General features: G+C 59.4%; 18 protein-coding genes and 1 pseudogene. 14 read left to right on the top strand and 5 right to left on the bottom strand.

Going from position 1 to position 17024, the window contains the following annotated elements; genetic code table 11:
• Positions 1 to 64 precede the first annotated feature (64 nt).
• The 4 genes from JW799_RS05540 to JW799_RS29215 all read right to left on the bottom strand — a co-directional run bounded on the left by JW799_RS05540 (position 65) and on the right by JW799_RS29215 (position 2365).
• On the bottom strand, positions 65 to 505 hold the full coding sequence (locus JW799_RS05540; protein ID WP_139787083.1) for a MarR family winged helix-turn-helix transcriptional regulator: 441 nt from the start codon (positions 503 to 505) through the stop codon (positions 65 to 67).
• 80 nt (positions 506 to 585) lie between these two features.
• Positions 586 to 1341 (bottom strand): hypothetical protein, encoded by a 756-nt coding sequence (locus JW799_RS05535; RefSeq protein WP_080832666.1) that lies wholly within the window; start codon positions 1339 to 1341, stop codon positions 586 to 588.
• Positions 1342 to 1394: 53 nt separating this feature from the next.
• On the bottom strand, positions 1395 to 1787 hold the full coding sequence (locus JW799_RS29220; RefSeq protein ID WP_205428973.1) for a DUF4097 family beta strand repeat-containing protein: 393 nt from the start codon (positions 1785 to 1787) through the stop codon (positions 1395 to 1397).
• Complete coding sequence (locus JW799_RS29215) at positions 1733 to 2365, bottom strand: DUF4097 family beta strand repeat-containing protein (RefSeq protein ID WP_205428971.1); 633 nt, start codon at positions 2363 to 2365, stop codon at positions 1733 to 1735. Before JW799_RS29215 ends, JW799_RS29220 begins: the two co-directional genes overlap by 55 nt.
• Positions 2366 to 2601: 236 nt before the next feature.
• Here JW799_RS29215 and JW799_RS05520 point away from each other — a divergent pair, with 236 nt between their 5' ends.
• The 12 genes and pseudogenes from JW799_RS05520 (at position 2602) to JW799_RS05460 (ending at position 14047) form a co-directional block, all read left to right on the top strand.
• On the top strand, positions 2602 to 2847 hold the full coding sequence (locus JW799_RS05520; RefSeq protein WP_205428969.1) for a hypothetical protein: 246 nt from the start codon (positions 2602 to 2604) through the stop codon (positions 2845 to 2847).
• Between the two features lie 253 nt (positions 2848 to 3100).
• Positions 3101 to 4096 carry a ubiquinol oxidase subunit II gene (gene cyoA / locus JW799_RS05515; protein ID WP_205428967.1) on the top strand — a complete coding sequence of 332 codons (996 nt, stop codon included), beginning with the start codon at positions 3101 to 3103 and terminating at the stop codon, positions 4094 to 4096.
• A 24-nt stretch (positions 4097 to 4120) separates the two neighbouring features.
• The gene (locus tag JW799_RS05510) at positions 4121 to 6094 is read left to right on the top strand and encodes a cbb3-type cytochrome c oxidase subunit I (RefSeq protein WP_080832662.1); all 1974 of its coding nucleotides are present in this window, start codon (positions 4121 to 4123) and stop codon (positions 6092 to 6094) included.
• On the top strand, positions 6094 to 6717 hold the full coding sequence (gene cyoC, locus JW799_RS05505) for a cytochrome o ubiquinol oxidase subunit III (RefSeq protein ID WP_205428966.1): 624 nt from the start codon (positions 6094 to 6096) through the stop codon (positions 6715 to 6717). Before JW799_RS05510 ends, cyoC begins: the two co-directional genes overlap by 1 nt.
• A 1-nt stretch (position 6718) precedes the next feature.
• Complete coding sequence (gene cyoD, locus JW799_RS05500) at positions 6719 to 7084, top strand: cytochrome o ubiquinol oxidase subunit IV (protein WP_205428965.1); 366 nt, start codon at positions 6719 to 6721, stop codon at positions 7082 to 7084.
• Positions 7085 to 7284: 200 nt separating this feature from the next.
• Positions 7285 to 7530, top strand: a complete 246-nt coding sequence (locus tag JW799_RS05495; protein WP_205428964.1) for a hypothetical protein — start codon at positions 7285 to 7287, stop codon at positions 7528 to 7530.
• Positions 7531 to 7555: 25 nt separating this feature from the next.
• Positions 7556 to 8545 (top strand): metallophosphoesterase family protein, encoded by a 990-nt coding sequence (locus JW799_RS05490; RefSeq protein WP_205428963.1) that lies wholly within the window; start codon positions 7556 to 7558, stop codon positions 8543 to 8545.
• A 10-nt stretch (positions 8546 to 8555) separates the two neighbouring features.
• The gene (locus tag JW799_RS05485; RefSeq protein ID WP_205428962.1) at positions 8556 to 9374 is read left to right on the top strand and encodes an HAD-IIA family hydrolase; all 819 of its coding nucleotides are present in this window, start codon (positions 8556 to 8558) and stop codon (positions 9372 to 9374) included.
• Positions 9375 to 9947: 573 nt separating this feature from the next.
• A complete protein-coding gene (locus JW799_RS05480; RefSeq protein WP_205428961.1) occupies positions 9948 to 10433 on the top strand; it encodes a CcdC family protein in 486 nt (161 codons plus the stop codon).
• Between the two features lie 334 nt (positions 10434 to 10767).
• Positions 10768 to 12222, top strand: a complete 1455-nt coding sequence (locus JW799_RS05475; RefSeq protein WP_080832654.1) for a circularly permuted type 2 ATP-grasp protein — start codon at positions 10768 to 10770, stop codon at positions 12220 to 12222.
• A gap of 15 nt (positions 12223 to 12237) precedes the next feature.
• A pseudogene (locus tag JW799_RS05465) lies at positions 12238 to 13187 on the top strand (alpha-E domain-containing protein).
• Positions 13184 to 14047: a transglutaminase family protein gene (locus tag JW799_RS05460; protein WP_205428958.1), complete on the top strand. Its 864-nt coding sequence runs from the start codon at positions 13184 to 13186 to the stop codon at positions 14045 to 14047. Before JW799_RS05465 ends, JW799_RS05460 begins: the two are co-directional and overlap by 4 nt.
• A gap of 51 nt (positions 14048 to 14098) precedes the next feature.
• On the opposite strand, the gene JW799_RS05455 is transcribed toward JW799_RS05460, so the two are convergent.
• Positions 14099 to 15280, bottom strand: a complete 1182-nt coding sequence (locus tag JW799_RS05455; RefSeq protein ID WP_205428956.1) for a YeiH family protein — start codon at positions 15278 to 15280, stop codon at positions 14099 to 14101.
• A gap of 129 nt (positions 15281 to 15409) precedes the next feature.
• On the opposite strand from JW799_RS05455, the gene JW799_RS05450 reads away from it, so the two are divergent.
• Positions 15410 to 16333 carry a LysR family transcriptional regulator gene (locus JW799_RS05450; protein WP_080832650.1) on the top strand — a complete coding sequence of 308 codons (924 nt, stop codon included), beginning with the start codon at positions 15410 to 15412 and terminating at the stop codon, positions 16331 to 16333.
• A 170-nt stretch (positions 16334 to 16503) separates the two neighbouring features.
• Positions 16504 to 16929, top strand: coding sequence for an RrF2 family transcriptional regulator (locus tag JW799_RS05445; protein ID WP_080832649.1), 426 nt, complete (start codon positions 16504 to 16506; stop codon positions 16927 to 16929).
• The last annotated feature ends 95 nt before the right edge of the window (positions 16930 to 17024 follow it).

Here is a 17024-nt window from a genome sequence, read left to right as displayed (position 1 = left end):
TTAAGACAGGAATTAGACGGCAAATGCTTTGGCTGCCCGGCCGTTCCGGCCTCGCGCGCACGACTTATTTATTGAACGCGTCGTCGTATGCGTTCATCAATTTGCGGTAAATATCCACCATCTGATGAAGCTCCGATTCGTCGAGGGGGGCGAACATTTTCTCCATTAAGGACAGCCGCTTCTCCTGCAGTTCCTTGTGCGCGGCTTTCCCGGCATCGGTAATTTCCAGCATGACCACCCGGCGATCCTTCTCGTCGTTCAGGCGCCTGACCAGCCCCATCTTGACGAGCTTGTCGGAGATGACCGTCATGCCGCCGGAAGTGACGCCCAGGGATAGGGACAAATAGGTGCTGGGCTTAGGTCCCTCCGTAACGAGAATGTCCAAAGTTTGCGCATGGCTTAAAGATAGATCCTGCGGATTGTCTTTAGACCATTCCTGTCTCCACATCCGGGAGTGCCGCCGTACCATGGAAAACAGTTCGACCACTTCTTCATGCCTCGTCACGTTTCAGCCCCAAAAAACAATATACGCTTATTCTCTCATACTTTGTCGATATTCGCCAGTAAGGGCGGAAAGAATAGACGTCAGCGGGGGCCGTCCGCCGCCCCGATTGCCGGGGCGCGCCCGTTTTCGGCGGTCAGGGCGAGCTCGACGGGCGAGTGGTTGATATGCGTTCCGTACAGGATGCACATGCCGACGGCGGCGCCGGCTACGGTCAGGACGCCCAGCGCGCGTCTCAGCAGGGGCGGGAGCACGGAATGGCGAACTTCGGGATGCCGGTGCCGGTTGCACTTTTTTAGTTGGAGCAAATAAAGCGCGGCGACGAGAAAAACCGCTCCGGCGACGGGCGCGAGCGCTAGCAGCGGCCCGGGCGTCAGCGGCGCGAGCACCGAATGGCACAACGCCGCCAACGCTCCGAGAGCGGTCGCCTGGTAAGGGACGACCACGAGCGGATGGGCGAGATGAACGGCCCGCCATTCGGCGCCGCCCGTCTCGCGCTTGGCTGCGGCGGCCGAGGGCCATCGGGTGCGGGCGATGCGCGGAAACGAAACGGATGCGGCCAGCAGGGCGGGGAGCAGCACGAGCGGCAGCCGCAGCGTGAGGGCATCCTGCGCCGCCGGCCAGCCGGCGGCCTTCCAGTTGAGCAGCGCCGCACTGACGGCTCCGGCGATAGAGAACAGCAGCCAGGCGCTTCGGACGAGCGGCTTGCGGGCTTTTCGCCGCACGCGCTCGGCGCTTCCGCCATGACGAAGTCCTGCGGCGCCCGCGGCCGCAAGCCATCCGAACAACGCCGTCAACGCAAGCCAGCCATTTTCCGCTAAAGTCCAAACCGTACTCATACTCGATCCCTCCGGAACAAATTCAATCGTATCCGGCCCGTCGTGCCCGGAACTTATTTTTCGTCGACGCGAATGCTTCCGCTATCCGTCCTTACCTTTATATAGCCGTTCGTCTCCCGTTTCGACTCCGGAGCCCGAATCGATCCGGAATCGCTTTGCAGGTCGTAAAAGCCGGCGAACGACGCGGGGAGGTCGATTTTGACGCTTCCGGATTCCGTCTTGATATCGGCGTCGGAGTCGTCGAGCTTATCCAGGCGGACGCTCCCCGAATCGGACGAGATGGCGCTTTTGCCCGTCAGCCCCTGAAATTGAATGCTGCCGGAGTCGGAGGAAACCTCGAGCTCGGCCTCGATCCGCTCCGCCTGAATGCTTCCGGAGTCCGATTTGGCCGTCAGGCGTTCTCCTTTGACGTCCTGCAGTTTGACGCTCCCGGATTGGGCGGCCACCGCGAGGTCGGCTTCGATCCGTTCCCCCGAATGCTGCCGGAGTCCGCTTCGACCTCCAGCCGTTCGCCTTTGAAATCGTACATCCGGATGCTTCCGGACTCCGTCGAAACGCTTGCCGAAGATGCGGACAGTCCTTCGATTTGCACGCCTCCCGAATCGCTCTCCACCTCAAGCTTCTCCAAGGCGTCCGGATCGGCCAGCTTGACCGTGATTGTGAAGCGGTCGTTTATGCTATTCCAATCGCCCCAGTCGAAGATCCCGATCCGGAAAGATTCCGGATCCGTGTCGATGGCGAGCCGGCCGTCCCGCAGCTTCGCTTGCTTGATTCGATCGACGACATCCCCGTCGGCCCTGCCCTCGATGCTTACCGATTCCGTTCCGTCCCCGCTTGCCTCGTATTTGACGTTGAGCCCGCGGGAATCGCCCTCGATGGCCAAATCGCGAAGCTCGCCAGCCTCGAAACGCCACTCATGGCGAAAATCCTCTTCGGGTTTTTCATTCAACATGTTATAAAGCGCCACGCAGCCGATCGCTATCAACACGAGACCGATTGCGGTGTACAACCCTCTCTTCATCATACGCCGGTTCCTCCTGATCCATGTACTTGCTTTGTTCATTTTACACAATCCGCCAATCGGTTCGAACCATCGGAGGGAGGAAGCGGCTCCCCGACTTAAGTAGGGGAAACGGGGAAGGGGATAACCGATAAAAATGGGCGCAGTCCGTTCAAAAAATATTCACAAATCCAAGACTTCGTCACATTTTTGTGATACAATGTTCACAGATAGCGTTTGCAAAAAAGGAGGTCTGCGGCATGCAAAACCGGGATATGTCCAAAATGCTCAAATGGATCGCGCTGGTGATCATCGCGTTCGGCGTCGTTTTTTCGGCGATTCACATTGCGGAGTTCAACGATAAAAATCTGGGCTTGATGATCGGAATCGGATTTCTGGTCGGCGGGCTGCAAATTTGGATTTTCGGCGTTGCGGCGCCGTTGATGCAGAAGATGCAAGACGAGAGGAAGAAAATCGGCCCGGACCGGAACCGGGAGCCGGTTTAAACGAAAGATCGGAAATGCCTGCGCGGGATGGCTGCGCAGGCTTTTTTCATGTCCGTTCGGGTCCGGTTTTCAACATGGGGCAAAACGGTGAACAAAATATTGCGAAATTAAGACGGTTCGATGACGCATTTGTTAACTGTGCGCTATTTCACAAGACTTTCTGGTATAACAGAGATGTTCAAATTACGTACCAACACGGCCAACTTTGCCGTCAACGGTTCAAAGTGGCAGCGAGGGAAGGAGAGTTTGCAAAATGAAGAGAGGGTATCGACGCCTCGCCGCTACGATATCGTTGGCTGCAATGGCCGTTATGTTAGCGGGCTGCGGCGACAAAATGGGTGTGCTCAACCCGAAAGGAACCGTCGGCAAGGAGCAGCTCGATCTGATCATGATTTCGACGGTACTTTGTCTGATCATCGTCGTGCCGACCATCGTCATGGCGTTCTGGATCGCCTGGAAGTACCGGATCAAGCGCAAGCAAAAAGCCGACTACGATCCCGAGTGGTCCCACAGCACGAAAATCGAAGCCTTCATGTGGGGCATCCCGGTTTTGATCATCATCGTGCTTGCCGGCGTAACGATACATTATACTTACAAGCTCGAGCCGTCCAAGCCGCTCGAATCCGAGCACGAGCCGATCACGATCCAGGTGGCTTCGCTCGACTGGAAATGGCTGTTCCTGTATCCCGAGCAGGGGATCGCGACGGTCAATTACCTTCAATTCCCGGAAGACGTGCCGGTTCGCTTCGAGCTGACGTCCGACGCGCCGATGAACTCCTTCTGGATTCCGCAGCTTGGCGGACAAATCTATACGATGTCGGGCATGGCGATGAAGCTGCACCTGATCGCCGACGAACCCGGCGAATATTACGGGTCGGGCGCGAACTTCAGCGGCGAGCACTTCGGCGAGATGAATTTCATCGCGAAGGCGACTTCGCAGGAAGAATTCGATCAATGGGTGCAGGAAGTGAAGGACGGCTCCGAGGCGCTGACGCAGGAGGGCTACAATGAACTGGCCCTGCCGGGCGTAACCGAAGAACTGTCGTTCTCCTCGTTCCCTGAAGGCCTCTTCGACTGGATCGTGGTGAAATACGGATCGGGCGGCCATAGCGGGCACTCCGCAACGGAGGCCGAATCCGATTCCGCCGAATCCGGGGAGGGGAGCGACGAGCATGCGGGGCATGCCGCCGCTTTGCCTGCCGGCCAATCGGAAACGGAAACGGGTTCCGAACAACATGCGCATCATTAAAGCTTAAGAAAAGGAGGGTGTCCCATGTGGCAAAACATTAAGGACTTCGCCGCGGACTTTTTCGTGACGGGGGACCCGCTCATTTACGGCGCCGACGTGGCGATCGTCCTGACGATGTCCGCCATCGTCTTCGTGCTGACGTATTTCAAAAAATGGAAGTGGCTTTGGACCGAATGGCTGACCACGGTCGACCATAAGCGAATCGGCATCATGTACGTCATCGCGTCGCTGCTCATGCTGTTCCGCGGCGGCATGGACGCGCTGCTGATGCGGACGCAATTGGTCATGCCGGAAATGGAATTTCTGTCTCCGGAACACTACAATGAAATTTTTACGACGCACGGCGTCATCATGATTCTGTTCATGGCGATGCCGCTCATGTTCGGCTTGTTCAACCTGGTCGTGCCGCTGCAAATCGGGGCGAGGGACGTCGCGTTCCCGTTCCTGAACTCGCTCAGCTTCTGGCTGTTCTTCGCCGGCGCGATGCTGTTCAACATTTCGTTTGTCATCGGCGGTTCGCCGAACGCCGGCTGGCTTGCCTATCCGCCGTTGTCGGGCACGATGTTCAACCCGGGCGTCGGGCAGGATTTCTATATTTGGGGCATCCAAATATCGGGGATCGGCAGCTTGGCGACGGGGATCAACTTTATCGTGACGATTCTCAAAATGCGCGCCCCCGGCATGAAGCTGATGAAGATGCCGATGTTTTCCTGGTCGGTTCTCGGCAGCTGTCTCGCCATCATTCTGGCGTTTCCGATTTTGACGGTAACGCTCGCGCTTTCGTTTATCGACCGCTACTTCGGGGCGCACTTCTTCACCCTGGACGGCGGCGGCAACCCGATGATGTACATCAACCTGATCTGGATGTGGGGACACCCGGAAGTGTATATCGTCGTTCTTCCCGCTTTCGGCATTTTTTCGGAAATCGTCGCGACATTCGCAAGGAAAAAGCTGTTCGGCTATAAATCGATGGTGTTTGCGATCATGGCGATCAGCGTCGTTTCCTTTATTACATGGGCGCACCACTTCTTCACGATGGGGTCGGGCGCCGACGTCAACGCCTTCTTCGCGGTGTCGACGATGATTATCGCCATCCCGACAGGCGTTAAAGTATTCAACTGGATATTTACGATGTTCAAGGGGAAAGTATCGTTCGAAACCCCGATGCTGTGGACGGTGCTCGGCTTCATTCCGTGCTTCGTCGTCGGCGGGATGACCGGCGTCATGCTGTCCGTCGCGCCGGCCGACTTCCAGTTCCACAACAGCTACTTCCTGATCGCGCACTTCCACCAAACGCTGATCGGCGGCGTCGTTTTCGGTTACATTGCCGGCCTCGTGTACTGGTGGCCGAAGGTGTTCGGCTTCAAGCTGAACGAAAAGCTCGGCAAATGGTCGTTCTGGTTTTGGAACATCGGCTTTTACGTCTGTTTCATGCCGCAATACGTCGTCGGCTTGATGGGCATGACGCGTCGCGTCAGCACCTACAGCTGGGACAGCGGCTGGTGGGGGCTGAACCTCGTCTCCACGATCGGCGGCTTCTTGATGGGAGCGGGCTTCCTGATCATGGTGTGGCAAATTTTGCACAGCATCAAGTTCATGGAGCGCGACACGACGGGCGATCCGTGGAACGGGCGCACGCTCGAATGGTCGATTCCGTCGCCGGCTCCGATGTACAACTTCGCCCGCACGCCGGTCGTCGAGCATTTGGACGATTGGTGGGAGAAAAAACAGCGCAAGGCAAAAGGAGAACCGGAGAAGCCGCTTGCGCCGCTCGAACCGATTCACATGCCGAAAAATTCGGGCATCCCGATCATCATGTCGGGCTTCTGGTTCCTGGCCGGCTTCGGTCTCGTGTTCGACTGGCTGTGGATGGCGATACCGGGCTTCCTCGGCGTCTTCGCCTGCATGTTCGCCCACTCCTTTAATTACGATACCGACTACTACATTCCGGTCGACGAAATCGAACGAACGGAAGCCGCGGCGAGGGGGACTGTCTGATGGCCAGCAACAAAAATCATGCGGCGCAAGCCCGCGCCGGAAATCACGGGCACGACGGTCATCACGATCTCGAATCCCTTCGCCTGATGGGCTTCTGGATCTTCCTGATCACCGACTGTATTTTGTTCGGAACGCTGTTCGCCACCTACGCCGTGCTGAGCAACAGCACGGCCGGCGGGCCGACCGGCGCCGAAATGTTCGAGATGCCCGGCATTATCGCCGAAACGTTCATCCTGCTGACGAGCAGCTTCACGAGCGGCCTGGCCTTGCTGTGCATGAACCGCGGCGACCGCAAAGGGCTGATCGGCTGGCTCGCCGTCACGGCCGCTCTCGGCGCCTGCTTTATCGGCCTTGAGCTGAACGAGTTCGTCCACCTCGTGCACGAGGGCGTCACGATCGGCACGAGCGCTTACTGGTCCGCCTTCTATACGCTGGTCAGCACGCACGGAATTCACGTCACGATCGGCCTTTTCTGGATGATCGCGATCATGATCCAGCTCGGCAAACACGGCATTACGCCCGTTACCCGCCGGAAGGTGAACGTTATCGGCCTGTACTGGCACTTTCTCGACGTCGTCTGGATTTTCGTCTTTACCGTCGTATACATGATGGAGGTGATGTAAGATGGCGCAACATCCGCATTCCACGCAATCGAACGGTTCCCATGGCGGACACGGCTCGCACGGCGAATCGCACGAAGCGCACGGGTCGCTCAAGTCTTATGTCATCGGCTTCGTCCTGTCGATCATTCTGACGATCATTCCGATCGTTCTCGTTCTCAACGACATCGTTGAAGGCACTGCCGCTTACGTGGTGCTGTTCGCGACCGCGATTTTGCAATTCGTCGTCCAGCTCTTTTTCTTCATGCACTTGAAGGAAGAAGCGAGTCCGCGCTGGAACCTGATGACGCTTCTGCTCGGCCTGATGATCGTCCTGATCATCATCGTCGGGTCCATCTGGATCATGCTGAACAACCAGGTGACGTACTGATACGTTATGACGCCACAAGCGCCGCCCCTTGCTTCCGCCCGCGGAAGGAAGGAGGCGGCGCTTTTACATTCGCTTAATCAAAAAAGGGTGCTCCGCGTACATTCGCCCAGGATCCGGCGAGGCAGGAGGCGGCATGGGACTTCATCAAATTCCTGGTCGATCCGAAGCGTTCGGTTCAAATCTCCAAGTCCACCGGCTACATGGTATCGCGGCAGACGGCGCTGGACGATCCGGAGATGCAGAAGTTTTTGGAGGAAAACCCGGTTTACAAAGCGACTTACGACCAGATCGACGAGATGGTGCCCTGGTTCAACTTCCCGGGCGAGGGGGGCACCCGCGTGCAGAAGATCATTACGGACCAGATTCAGGCCGCGCTGCAGGGCCAGAAGACGCCCGAGGACGCGATGAAGGAAGCGGCCAAGCAAGCGAATGCGTTAATCCAATAATACGGGCAACGGGAGGAATGCGAACATGACAACGATTCGCCAACTATTCATCGATGAGGCCAAATTCGGCAAGGGAACGGCAAAAGGTCCCTGGTTCGGGGAACTGCCGGTCCCGCGGGGCGGCGATTTCGATTTCGCCTTCATCAGCGACCGGACCGGCGGCGCCGTGCACAAGATGTTCGAAAAAGGGCTGGAGGCCGCCAAGAAGCTGAATCCCGACTTCGTCGTCTCGATCGGCGACCTGGTGGAGGGATACTGGACGGACGAGGCGGAAGCGCGCGAGGAGTGGGACCGCATCGATCCGATGCTGGCGGGACTGGGCGTTCCGGTGTTCCAGACGGTCGGGAACCACGACTACGGAACGGAAGCGATGATCCGGGTGTGGCGCGAGCGCAAAGGGGTCGATTACTACGCGTTCCGCTACGGCCGTACGCTCTTCCTCGTCGCGAACACGGAGACGGCGCCGCTGTCGCTGCCCGAAACGATGCTGGAGCTGATGCAGCAGGCGAATCGGGCGCTGATCCGCAATCCGGAGGCGCTGTTCGTCGATCTGTTCCGGGATTTGGCGGGCGACGGTTTTTCGGCGGATGTATTGAAGATGACCGAGGATACGCTCATCGACCCGCACTTAAGCGGCGAGCAGATCGACTTTTTCGAGCGGGTGCTGGCGGACAACGCGGACGTCGACTGGACGTTCGTCTGCCTGCACCAGCCGGCCTGGAAAAAGCCGGACCCGATCTTCGAGCGGCTGGAAAGCCTGCTGGCGGACCGCCCGTACACCGTCGTATCCGGCCATGTGCACTATTTGGAAGTCACCGAGAAGCGCGGGCGCCAATATATTCAGATGGGCAAAACGGGCGGGCTGCACTGCTTCGAAGGCAAGGGCGACATTCACCATATCCTGTCGGTCAAAATGCGCGGCGGCGTTCCTCGCTTCGAAGTCATCCTGCTGGAGGGCGAGGGCGGCACGGACACGCTGGACGCATACGTGAAAAAGGCGGCCGAGTCGCGGTAGGAGCTTCGGGATGAATCGATGGATGGACGGAACCCGCGCCTTGTTTTTCGATCTCGACGGCTGCATCTACTTCGGCCGGAAGCTCGCCGAACGGGCCAACGACTTGCTGGAGCTGCTTCGGGACCAGGGCTATCGGATCGGCTTCATTACGAACAACTCGCGGGAGAATGCAACGGAAATACGCGACAGGCTGGCGGAGATGGGGCTTCGTCTCGAGGGCGAGCTGATCGTCAGCGCCACGGAGGCGGTCGCGGAATATTTGAGGGACGTCTACGGGCGGGTGGCGGTGAAGGCGGCGGGCAGCGCGAGCCTGAGCGGCGCGCTGGCCGCCGCCGGCCATCGCGTGCTGGACTGGGCGCGTCCCGATTCCGCCGACGTTATCGTTATCGGCCGGGACACCGAGTTCGACTACCGCCGGCTGGAGCAAATCGTCAACGAAATCGCCCGGGGCGCGCGCGTCATCGGCACGAATCCGGATTACTCGCATCCGGGCGAAGGCAGGCGGCTCGTGCCCGAGACCGGTTCCCTGCTCGCCGCCGTCGAGTCGATCGCGGGCGGTCCGATCGCGAGCGTCGGCAAGCCGCATGCCTGGCTGTACGAACTGGCGATGCGCAAATACGGCGTCGTTCCGTCCGAATGCGTGATGGTCGGCGACAATCTGGCGACCGACATCGCCGGGGCGGAGCGAAGCGGGATGAAGACGGTATGGGTGCGCCATTCGTTCCTGCCTGCGCCGGACGGGGAAGCGCGCGCCGTCGTCCCGACGGTGACGGTGGGCGCGCTGTCCGAGCTGTACGAGCTGCTGCTGCGCGGGAGCTGTATGGCTTGAGCGGACTTGCGAGAGCATTTGAACGAGGCTGGCGGGAGAACCGCCGGTCTTTTTTTGGCCTGTCGGAAGGGTTTAACTTCTTCGCCCTGCGAAAGAGCTTCTGGACATTAAGGGGCGGAAGGGGGCGTCCAAGCGGATGGGGTCTAGGATGGATTTTGTCCAATCAAGGGAGCGGAAAACGGGGAAACCGTTGGCTAGAGTGGATTTTATCCAATGAGGAACACGGAATTTGGGTGAAAACGCGGAAAAGGCCCCGCCTGATTGGACAAAATCCAACGAAGATGACGTATTTCGTAAAAAGACTGATTTTAATTGGACAAAATCCAACCAAGCATCGCCGAACCCTGTTTGATCACGCACAACCACGCGCAGCTTCCGGCGCCCGCGCTATCCCGACCGACCCGCTCGATCCTGCATTTCCCGCGAAGCGGTGCGTCGGGTCGCCTCCATGTCCTCCTATGCCGACGCGGACCCGCGGTGCAGGCGGGCGGAAGAATCTGATTTGCTCCGGGCGGAAAGGCGGCTTACAATAGAAGGAACGGAACGACCGAATGGACGAAAGGGGCGCGGAGCATGGACGATTCCCGGCTGCAAGGGCTGTTCTTGCTGGCTTCCCTGCTCGGCGGGGCGGCGGTCATCGCGATACGGCTGAGAGCGGGCCGCAAGCCGGCCACGCTTCGCAAAATTATCGCTCCCCCGCTCGGGATGGCGACGGGTTTTTTGATGTTCCTTTTTCCGATAACACGGATTCCCTGGAGCTGGGGGCTTGCCGCTTTCGGAGCGGGAGCGCTGCTGTTCGCTTACCCGCTGATCGCCACGTCAAGCTTCGAAGTGTCGAACGGGTCCGTTTACCTGAAGCGGTCGAAGCTGTTCGTCGCGCTTATTGTCGGCCTGCTTGCGGTGCGGATTTTGCTGCACGACGCGGTGGAGCGGTACGTGACCGTCCCCCAGACCGGGGCGTTGTTTTTTCTGCTGGCGTTCGGCATGCTGCTGCCTTGGCGGCTTGCAATGGCGAGAAAATTCAGGGCAGCCGCCAAAGAGATCGGCAAGCCGGCATAAAGCGTCTTCCGTCTGCGGACGTCGAAGACGCTTTTGCTTTTTTAGCGAAGATAGCGGCGAGCCCAAGGCGGGCAAGCATGGGACGCGACAAGCGAGAAAGAAGAACATTTTTTGTTAAAACCTAACCTAAATATAACTGAAAAAGTTACATATAAGTCATGTCTTCTGATTTTTTATTGTAATTATGTAATAAATATTGACATTGTGGTTCGTTCGGACTATGATAACAATCAATAACAATCCTCAGCGTGCGCACGGCTCGGATTGCTGAATCCGTCTGAAAGGAGGAAAGGCTTCTCTCCTCCACGTTCTGCTTGAGGAGGAGCCGCTCCGAATGGAACTATGGAATGCCGTATCTTCAAGAGTGCCAACCTCCTCCCGGTTTTATGACGAAATGTTCGAAGGGGCCAACGTACGCCCTCATTATGAGAAGGTTCGGACGGTCATTTCCCGTCTCAGCTTTGACGAGCGCGCCGCGCGGCAATCCGCGATGAACCGCCGGCTGATGGAGGAAGGCATTACGTTTACCCTCATGCAGCCCGAACAGCCGGATGCCCTGGAAAGGACGATCCCGTTCGATTTCATTCCGCGCATTATTCCGAGCGAGGAATGGGAGACGATCGAACGGGGCGTCAGCCAAAGAGTGCGGGCGCTGAACGCCTTTTTGAATGACGTTTACCACGATCAGAACATTTTCAAGGACGGCCTCGTTCCGCGGCGGATGGTGATCGGCAACCGCTACTTCCGGCCCGAGATGATGCGGATGTCGGTACCCGGAGGAACGTATATTACCGCTTCCGGAATCGATCTCATTCGGGACGACCAGGGGCGCTATTTCGTTCTAGAGGACAATTTGCGCTCGCCGTCCGGTTTTTCCTATATATTCAAGAGCCGTTCCATTATGACGCACGATTTCCCCGAATTGTATTTTTCCTACTCCGTACGCGGCATCGACCATTCGCTGCATGCGTTTCGCGCCGCGCTGCGCAATCTGGCTCCCGACAAGAGCGATCCGCTTATCGCGCTGCTCACGCCCGGAAGCTTTAACTCGGCTTATTTCGAACATGCTTTTCTCGCCCAGCAAATGGGGATCGAACTGGTCGAAGGCCGGGATCTCGTCTGCCGGGACCACAAAATTTACATCCGCGGCCTGAACGGCCTGCGCAAGGTGGATGTGCTGTACCGCCGAATCGACGACGATTTCCTCGATCCGCTCGCTTTCCGTCCGGATTCTTTGCTGGGCGTCCCCGGATTGATGAACGCCTACCGCTTCGGCAACATCGCGATCGCCAATGCGCCGGGTACCGGCGTATCCGACGACAAAGCCATTTACTCTTACGTTCCGGAGATGATTCGCTACTACCTGAACGAAACGCCCATTCTTTCGAACGTCCCCACCTACCTGATGAGCAAACCCGAGGAAAGAGAATACGTGCTGGACCGGCTGGATCAGATGGTCGTCAAGGAAACGTCCCTGTCCGGCGGATACGGCATGCTGATCGGACCTTCGTCGACGGAATGGGAGCGGGAACGCTTCGCCGAGAAAATCCGCGAGAACCCGGATAATTACATCGCGCAGCCGACGATCAAGCTGTCGACGGCGCCGGTGTGCCTGGACGGTCAGTTCGTGTCCCGCCATATCGACCTGCGGGTGTTCGCGCTCATGAACGGGCGCAACGTCCATGTGCTTCCGGGAGGGCTTACGCGCGTCGCCATGAAGGAAGGGTCGCTCGTCGTCAACTCTTCGCAAGGCGGCGGCTGCAAGGATACTTGGGTATTGACGAGATAAAAGGAGGGTGACGCCATGCTGGATCGGATTGCCGAATCGCTGTTTTGGATCGGACGCTACACGGAAAGGGCGGAGAACCATGCGCGGCTGATCGACGTTTATTATCATCTGCGCGAGGAATCGAACGGTACGGGAGAAATCGTATGGCGGCGCATCGTCGGCGCGATCGGGGACCCCGGAGCTACGAAGAGATGTACGGCGAGTACCGCGAGCGCGACGTGCTCCAGTTTTTGACGCTCGATGCGTCCCAGCCCAACTCGCTCATCACGTGCATCGCCCAGGCGAGGGACAACTTGCGAAAAGTCCGCGAACGGCTGCCTTCGGAGCTGTGGAACATGCTGAACAGCTTCTATCTTTGGCTTCGGCAGATCAGCGTCGAGGAGATCGGGGCCGAGCCGCACCGCTTTTTCGAGCGGATCAAGGAGGGGCTTGCGTCGTATCAGGGCACGGCGGTGTCGATCGTCCTGAGGGACGAATGCTGGAGCATGATGGAGAGCGGAAGAAGTCTCGAACGCTCGGAAAATATCGTCCGGCTGCTGCAATCCGTCTATCAATCGGCGGCCGATTCGGGCGCTTCCTCGTACGCGTACCTGCTCGCGGTGCTGAAGTCGGTCGGCGGCTACGAAGCGTACCGGAGACTGGCGATCGAGGGCGTGACGCTGGAAGAAGTGTCGTCGTTCCTGCTGCTGGAGGAGAGTTTTCCGCGATCCGTTTATTTTTCGCTGAGTTCGTTGGAAAGCCATTTAAAGGAATTCCGCCGCAAATCGGAAGGCGGCGTCGCCGCGCTCGAACGGACGATCCGGATGGCGGGCAAGGCGCGTTCGGAGCTCAGCTGGCTCGAACCGAAAGAGATTTCGCTTCAATCGCTCAGCGACGTGCTGCTTCGATTGCAGGACGGCAATCGGCTGCTGGGGGAGTCGATGGCGAAGACGTTTTTTTCCCCGGGACGGGAGGTTATCGTTTGAGGCTGGAAATTTGTCATACGACCAGGTATGCTTACGCCGACCCGGTGGCGGACAGTGTCAATGAGCTTCGGCTCGCCCCGCGGACGGACGAACGGCAGGCGTGCTACCAGCACCGGCTGATCGTGGAGCCCAACGTCTCGATGATGTCTTACGAGGATTATTTCGGCAATCGGGTATACTCCTTTACGGCCAGCGATGCCCATAAGGAGCTTGCGATCACGTCGCAGTCGACGGTCGTCACCCGGGATTCGCCGATCAAGCGGGAATCGGAGCTGCCGCCGGAGCTGGCCTGGGCCAAAATCCGCAGCGAAGCGTTCGCGAACGACAATGCGGAGTATTTGCTTCCGTCCGTGTTCGCCAGCTTTCATCCGACGGTGGCGGCGTACGCCGGCAGCATCGGCGTGGAGGGGGAAGGCGTTTTCGACTACGTGCAGAAGGCATCGGAGCGCATTTATGCTGATTTTGAGTACAAGCCCCTGTCCACCGGGGTTCATACGACCGCCGACGAGATGATCGGGATCGGCTCCGGGGTATGCCAGGATTTTGCGCATTTGCTGCTTTCGGTTTGCCGCCTCAAAGGGATCCCCGCTCGGTACGTAAGCGGGTACCATTTTGTCGGCGATTTGCAGGGAAGGGACGCGGACTTCGAGCAGGCCTCGCATGCGTGGATCGAAGCCTACGTGCCCGACGTCGGCTGGCAGGGCTTCGATCCGACCAACCGGAACCTGATCGATTGGCGGTACGTCAAGCTGGCGCACGGGCGGGATTATCTCGACATCGTCCCGGTCAAAGGCGTGTACCGCGGAACGTCGGACCAGACGCTGACGGTCCAGGTAGACGTCCGGCTGGCGACGGGCTGAGCCTGCGAGGCGGCATCGGCCGGGCAGTCTGGACTGGAGCCTGGCCGGGCTTTAAAACGCGAGCGTGACGTAGACGCCGGCCGAGACGAGGAGCGAGACGGCGAGCAGCGCGAGCAGCGGGCGCCAGGCGAGCCGGAAGTCGCGCAGGTTGACGCCTAGCCCGAGGCCGGCCATGGCGGCGGCGAACAGCGCGGCCGTCAGCTGCGAGACGCCGTCGCGCCAGCCGGCCGGCAGCGGCAGCCACGCTTCCGGCGATGCGGAGCCGAGCAGGCTCATCGCCAAAAAGCCGAGCAAAAACCACGGCAGGGCCGGTTTGGCGCGGCTTGCGCTTTGCGCCCGGCCGCTGCCCGGCGCGTCGCCCGTGTCCGGCGCATCGTCCGTGCTCGGCGCGTTGTCCGTGCCCGGCGTCTCATTCGGGCGGAAAGGGAAACCCGTGGATTTCCGGGCTTCCCGGGCTTCCCGGCGGCGGAGGAAACTCGAGCGGGCGGACAGCGCCAGGCAGAGCGGGACGAGCAGCACGACGCGGCATAGCTTTGCCAGCATGCCGTCGTTCATCGCTTCGGGGCCGGCGGTGCCGGCCGTCATCGCGACATGCGCTAGCTCGTGCAGCGTCAGGCCGGCCCACGCGCCGAACGCCGCATCGCCGATCGGCAGCACGGGCAGAAGAAGCGTATACGCAACCGCGAACAAGGTGCCCACGGCTGCGATCAGGCCGGCGCCAAGCGCGGTTTTTTGCTCTTTGGCCCCAAGCAGCGGCGCTGATGCCGCAATGGCGGCGGCGCCGCAAATGCCGGTGCCGATCGCGAGCAGCAGCGTCAGCTCGCGATCGGCTTTGAGAAGCCGGCCGAGCGCGATGCCGGCGGCAAGCGAGACGGCGAGTACGGCCGCGCCGCGCGCCAGGAAGGGCAGGCCGCCGTGCAGAACGGCGCCGATCGGCAGCTTCAGGCCGTACAGGATGATGGCCAGCCGAAGCAGCTTGGTCGAAGCGAACGCGAGGCCCGGGCGCAGCGCCTCCGGATAGCCGAAAATCCGGCGGAAAACGATGGCGACGGCAAGCGTGCACGCCATCGGACCTGCGGCCGAAAGTCCGGGGAAATTCGCCAGCTGCCACCCGGCAAGGGTCAGAATCAAGGCGAGCAGCACTCCTCCGAACAAGCCGGAATATCGCTTGATTCCGTTGGAAGGAGGCAGCGCGGCGGTTCCTGCGTTATGCGAAGTAAACGAGCCGGTCATAGGGGAACACCTCGGTTGGGAAAGGTTCGGTTTGTCGGGATTGTTTCCAGCATAGCGCTCCGGATAAAATAAGAAAAATGAATTATTATTATCATAACCATAAGCAAATAATTATGATGGGAGCCGAACATGGACGCACACCTGCATGTGTTCGCCGTCGTGGCGGAGCTGAGGAATTTCACCCGCGCCGCGGAGAAGCTGCATATGACGCAGCCGGCCGTTAGCCAGCAAATCCGGGCGCTGGAGGAAACGTTCGCCGCCCGGCTGCTGACGAGAAGCAATAAATCCGTTTCCCTGACCCGGGCGGGGGAAATCGTCTTGCATCACGCGAAGGAAATCAATTTTTTGTACGGACGGATGAAGGAGATGGTGGACGAGCTGATGCGCCATACGGGAGGGCCGCTGCCGATCGGGGCCAGCTACACGTTCGGCGAATACGTGCTTCCGTTGACGCTGGCGCGCCTGAACCGGGACTATCCCGGCATCCGGCCTTCGATCGCGATCGGCAATACGGCGGATATCGCCGAACGGGTCCGCAGCCGCGACCTGGAGGTGGGCATCGTGGAAGGGGAGGACATCGGCAGCGGGCTGATGGCGGAAAAGCTGGCCGAGGATGAAATGTACGTCGCGGCCGGGATCGGCCATCCGCTCGCCGCCAGCGAACGGATCGAACCGGCGGAACTGGAAAAGGAAACGTGGCTCGTCCGCGAACCCGGTTCGGGGACGAGGGCGGCGACGGATCGGATGTTCGCGGAGTTCGGCCTGCGGCCGCGGCGGCTGATGGAGCTCGGCAGCACGCAACTGATCAAGGAAGCGGTGGAAGCCGGGCTCGGCATCACGCTTCAGTCCGGGTGGGCGCTGCGGAAGGAACTCCGGATCGGCTCGCTGCGGCTGCTCCCCGTGTCCGGCATGCCCGTGCGAAGGAGCTTTCATGTGCTGTTTCGAAGCGGAGATTTGCGGACGCGGACGCTGGAGGTTTTTCTGGAGACGCTTAGAGACGTGACGGGCAAGGCCCCGCCGGGCTCGTCGGAAGAAGGCTCGGCCGGCGATTGAGTCCGGGAACGGCGGCAAAATCGGCAAGGCAAGATGCATAAGCGGGCAAAGGGAGGCTCATCATGAAATTAGCCGTCGGTTTCGTCAGCCGGAAATCCGATCGATTTTACGCTTGACAACCTCAACTGTAATTGATATTATTACAGTAATCACCGGGGGGGCTGCTTGGAATGAACAGCGAATTTATTATAGCGGTTCATAGTCTCGTTCTGCTGGCTCACCGGCCCGACGGCATGGCTTCCAGCGAGGAAATCGCCGCCAACGTATGCACGCATCCGGCCCGTATCCGGAAAGTGCTCGGCTGCCTTCGCAAAGCGGGCTTCGTCGCGACAAGGGAAGGATCCGGCGGCGGCTATCGCCTGTGCAAAGAGCCCGACGACCTGACGCTGGCCGACATTTACCGTTCAATGGCGGGAGGCTCCTTGACGCCCAATTGGTGCAGCGGCGATCCGGAAATGGATTGCATGGTTTCGGCGAATATGCAGGAAGTCATGAATTCGGTGTTCAGCGGCGCGGAACGGCAGCTTGAAGCCTACTTCGCCGGGATTACGATCGGGCAGATGCTGTCCCGAATCAAGGAGCGCCAGATGGCGTGAAAACTTGGAACGCGAGGTGAAACGGAAACCCAGGTTTCCGGTTTATCTATAATTGGCTTACCTTTACCTATTATTCCCAAGAGGAGTGGAGACAA

Source organism: Cohnella algarum (assembly GCF_016937515.1).
Lineage (GTDB): Bacteria > Bacillota > Bacilli > Paenibacillales > Paenibacillaceae > Cohnella > Cohnella algarum.
This window is presented reverse-complemented; position numbering and strand designations above follow the sequence as displayed.

Excerpts from the sequence above, each read along its gene's own strand:
- JW799_RS05535 (WP_080832666.1), bottom strand. The coding sequence starts at position 1,341 with ATGAGTACGGTTTGGACTTTAGCGGAAAATGGCTGGCTTGCGTTGACG.
- JW799_RS29215 (WP_205428971.1), bottom strand. The coding sequence starts at position 2,365 with ATGATGAAGAGAGGGTTGTACACCGCAATCGGTCTCGTGTTGATAGCG.
- JW799_RS05520 (WP_205428969.1), top strand. The coding sequence starts at position 2,602 with ATGCAAAACCGGGATATGTCCAAAATGCTCAAATGGATCGCGCTGGTG.
- cyoA (WP_205428967.1), top strand. The coding sequence starts at position 3,101 with ATGAAGAGAGGGTATCGACGCCTCGCCGCTACGATATCGTTGGCTGCA.
- JW799_RS05510 (WP_080832662.1), top strand. The coding sequence starts at position 4,121 with ATGTGGCAAAACATTAAGGACTTCGCCGCGGACTTTTTCGTGACGGGG.
- cyoC (WP_205428966.1), top strand. The coding sequence starts at position 6,094 with ATGGCCAGCAACAAAAATCATGCGGCGCAAGCCCGCGCCGGAAATCAC.
- cyoD (WP_205428965.1), top strand. The coding sequence starts at position 6,719 with ATGGCGCAACATCCGCATTCCACGCAATCGAACGGTTCCCATGGCGGA.
- JW799_RS05495 (WP_205428964.1), top strand. The coding sequence starts at position 7,285 with ATGGTATCGCGGCAGACGGCGCTGGACGATCCGGAGATGCAGAAGTTT.
- JW799_RS05490 (WP_205428963.1), top strand. The coding sequence starts at position 7,556 with ATGACAACGATTCGCCAACTATTCATCGATGAGGCCAAATTCGGCAAG.
- JW799_RS05485 (WP_205428962.1), top strand. The coding sequence starts at position 8,556 with ATGAATCGATGGATGGACGGAACCCGCGCCTTGTTTTTCGATCTCGAC.
- JW799_RS05480 (WP_205428961.1), top strand. The coding sequence starts at position 9,948 with ATGGACGATTCCCGGCTGCAAGGGCTGTTCTTGCTGGCTTCCCTGCTC.
- JW799_RS05475 (WP_080832654.1), top strand. The coding sequence starts at position 10,768 with ATGGAACTATGGAATGCCGTATCTTCAAGAGTGCCAACCTCCTCCCGG.
- JW799_RS05455 (WP_205428956.1), bottom strand. The coding sequence starts at position 15,280 with ATGACCGGCTCGTTTACTTCGCATAACGCAGGAACCGCCGCGCTGCCT.
- JW799_RS05450 (WP_080832650.1), top strand. The coding sequence starts at position 15,410 with ATGGACGCACACCTGCATGTGTTCGCCGTCGTGGCGGAGCTGAGGAAT.
- JW799_RS05445 (WP_080832649.1), top strand. The coding sequence starts at position 16,504 with ATGAACAGCGAATTTATTATAGCGGTTCATAGTCTCGTTCTGCTGGCT.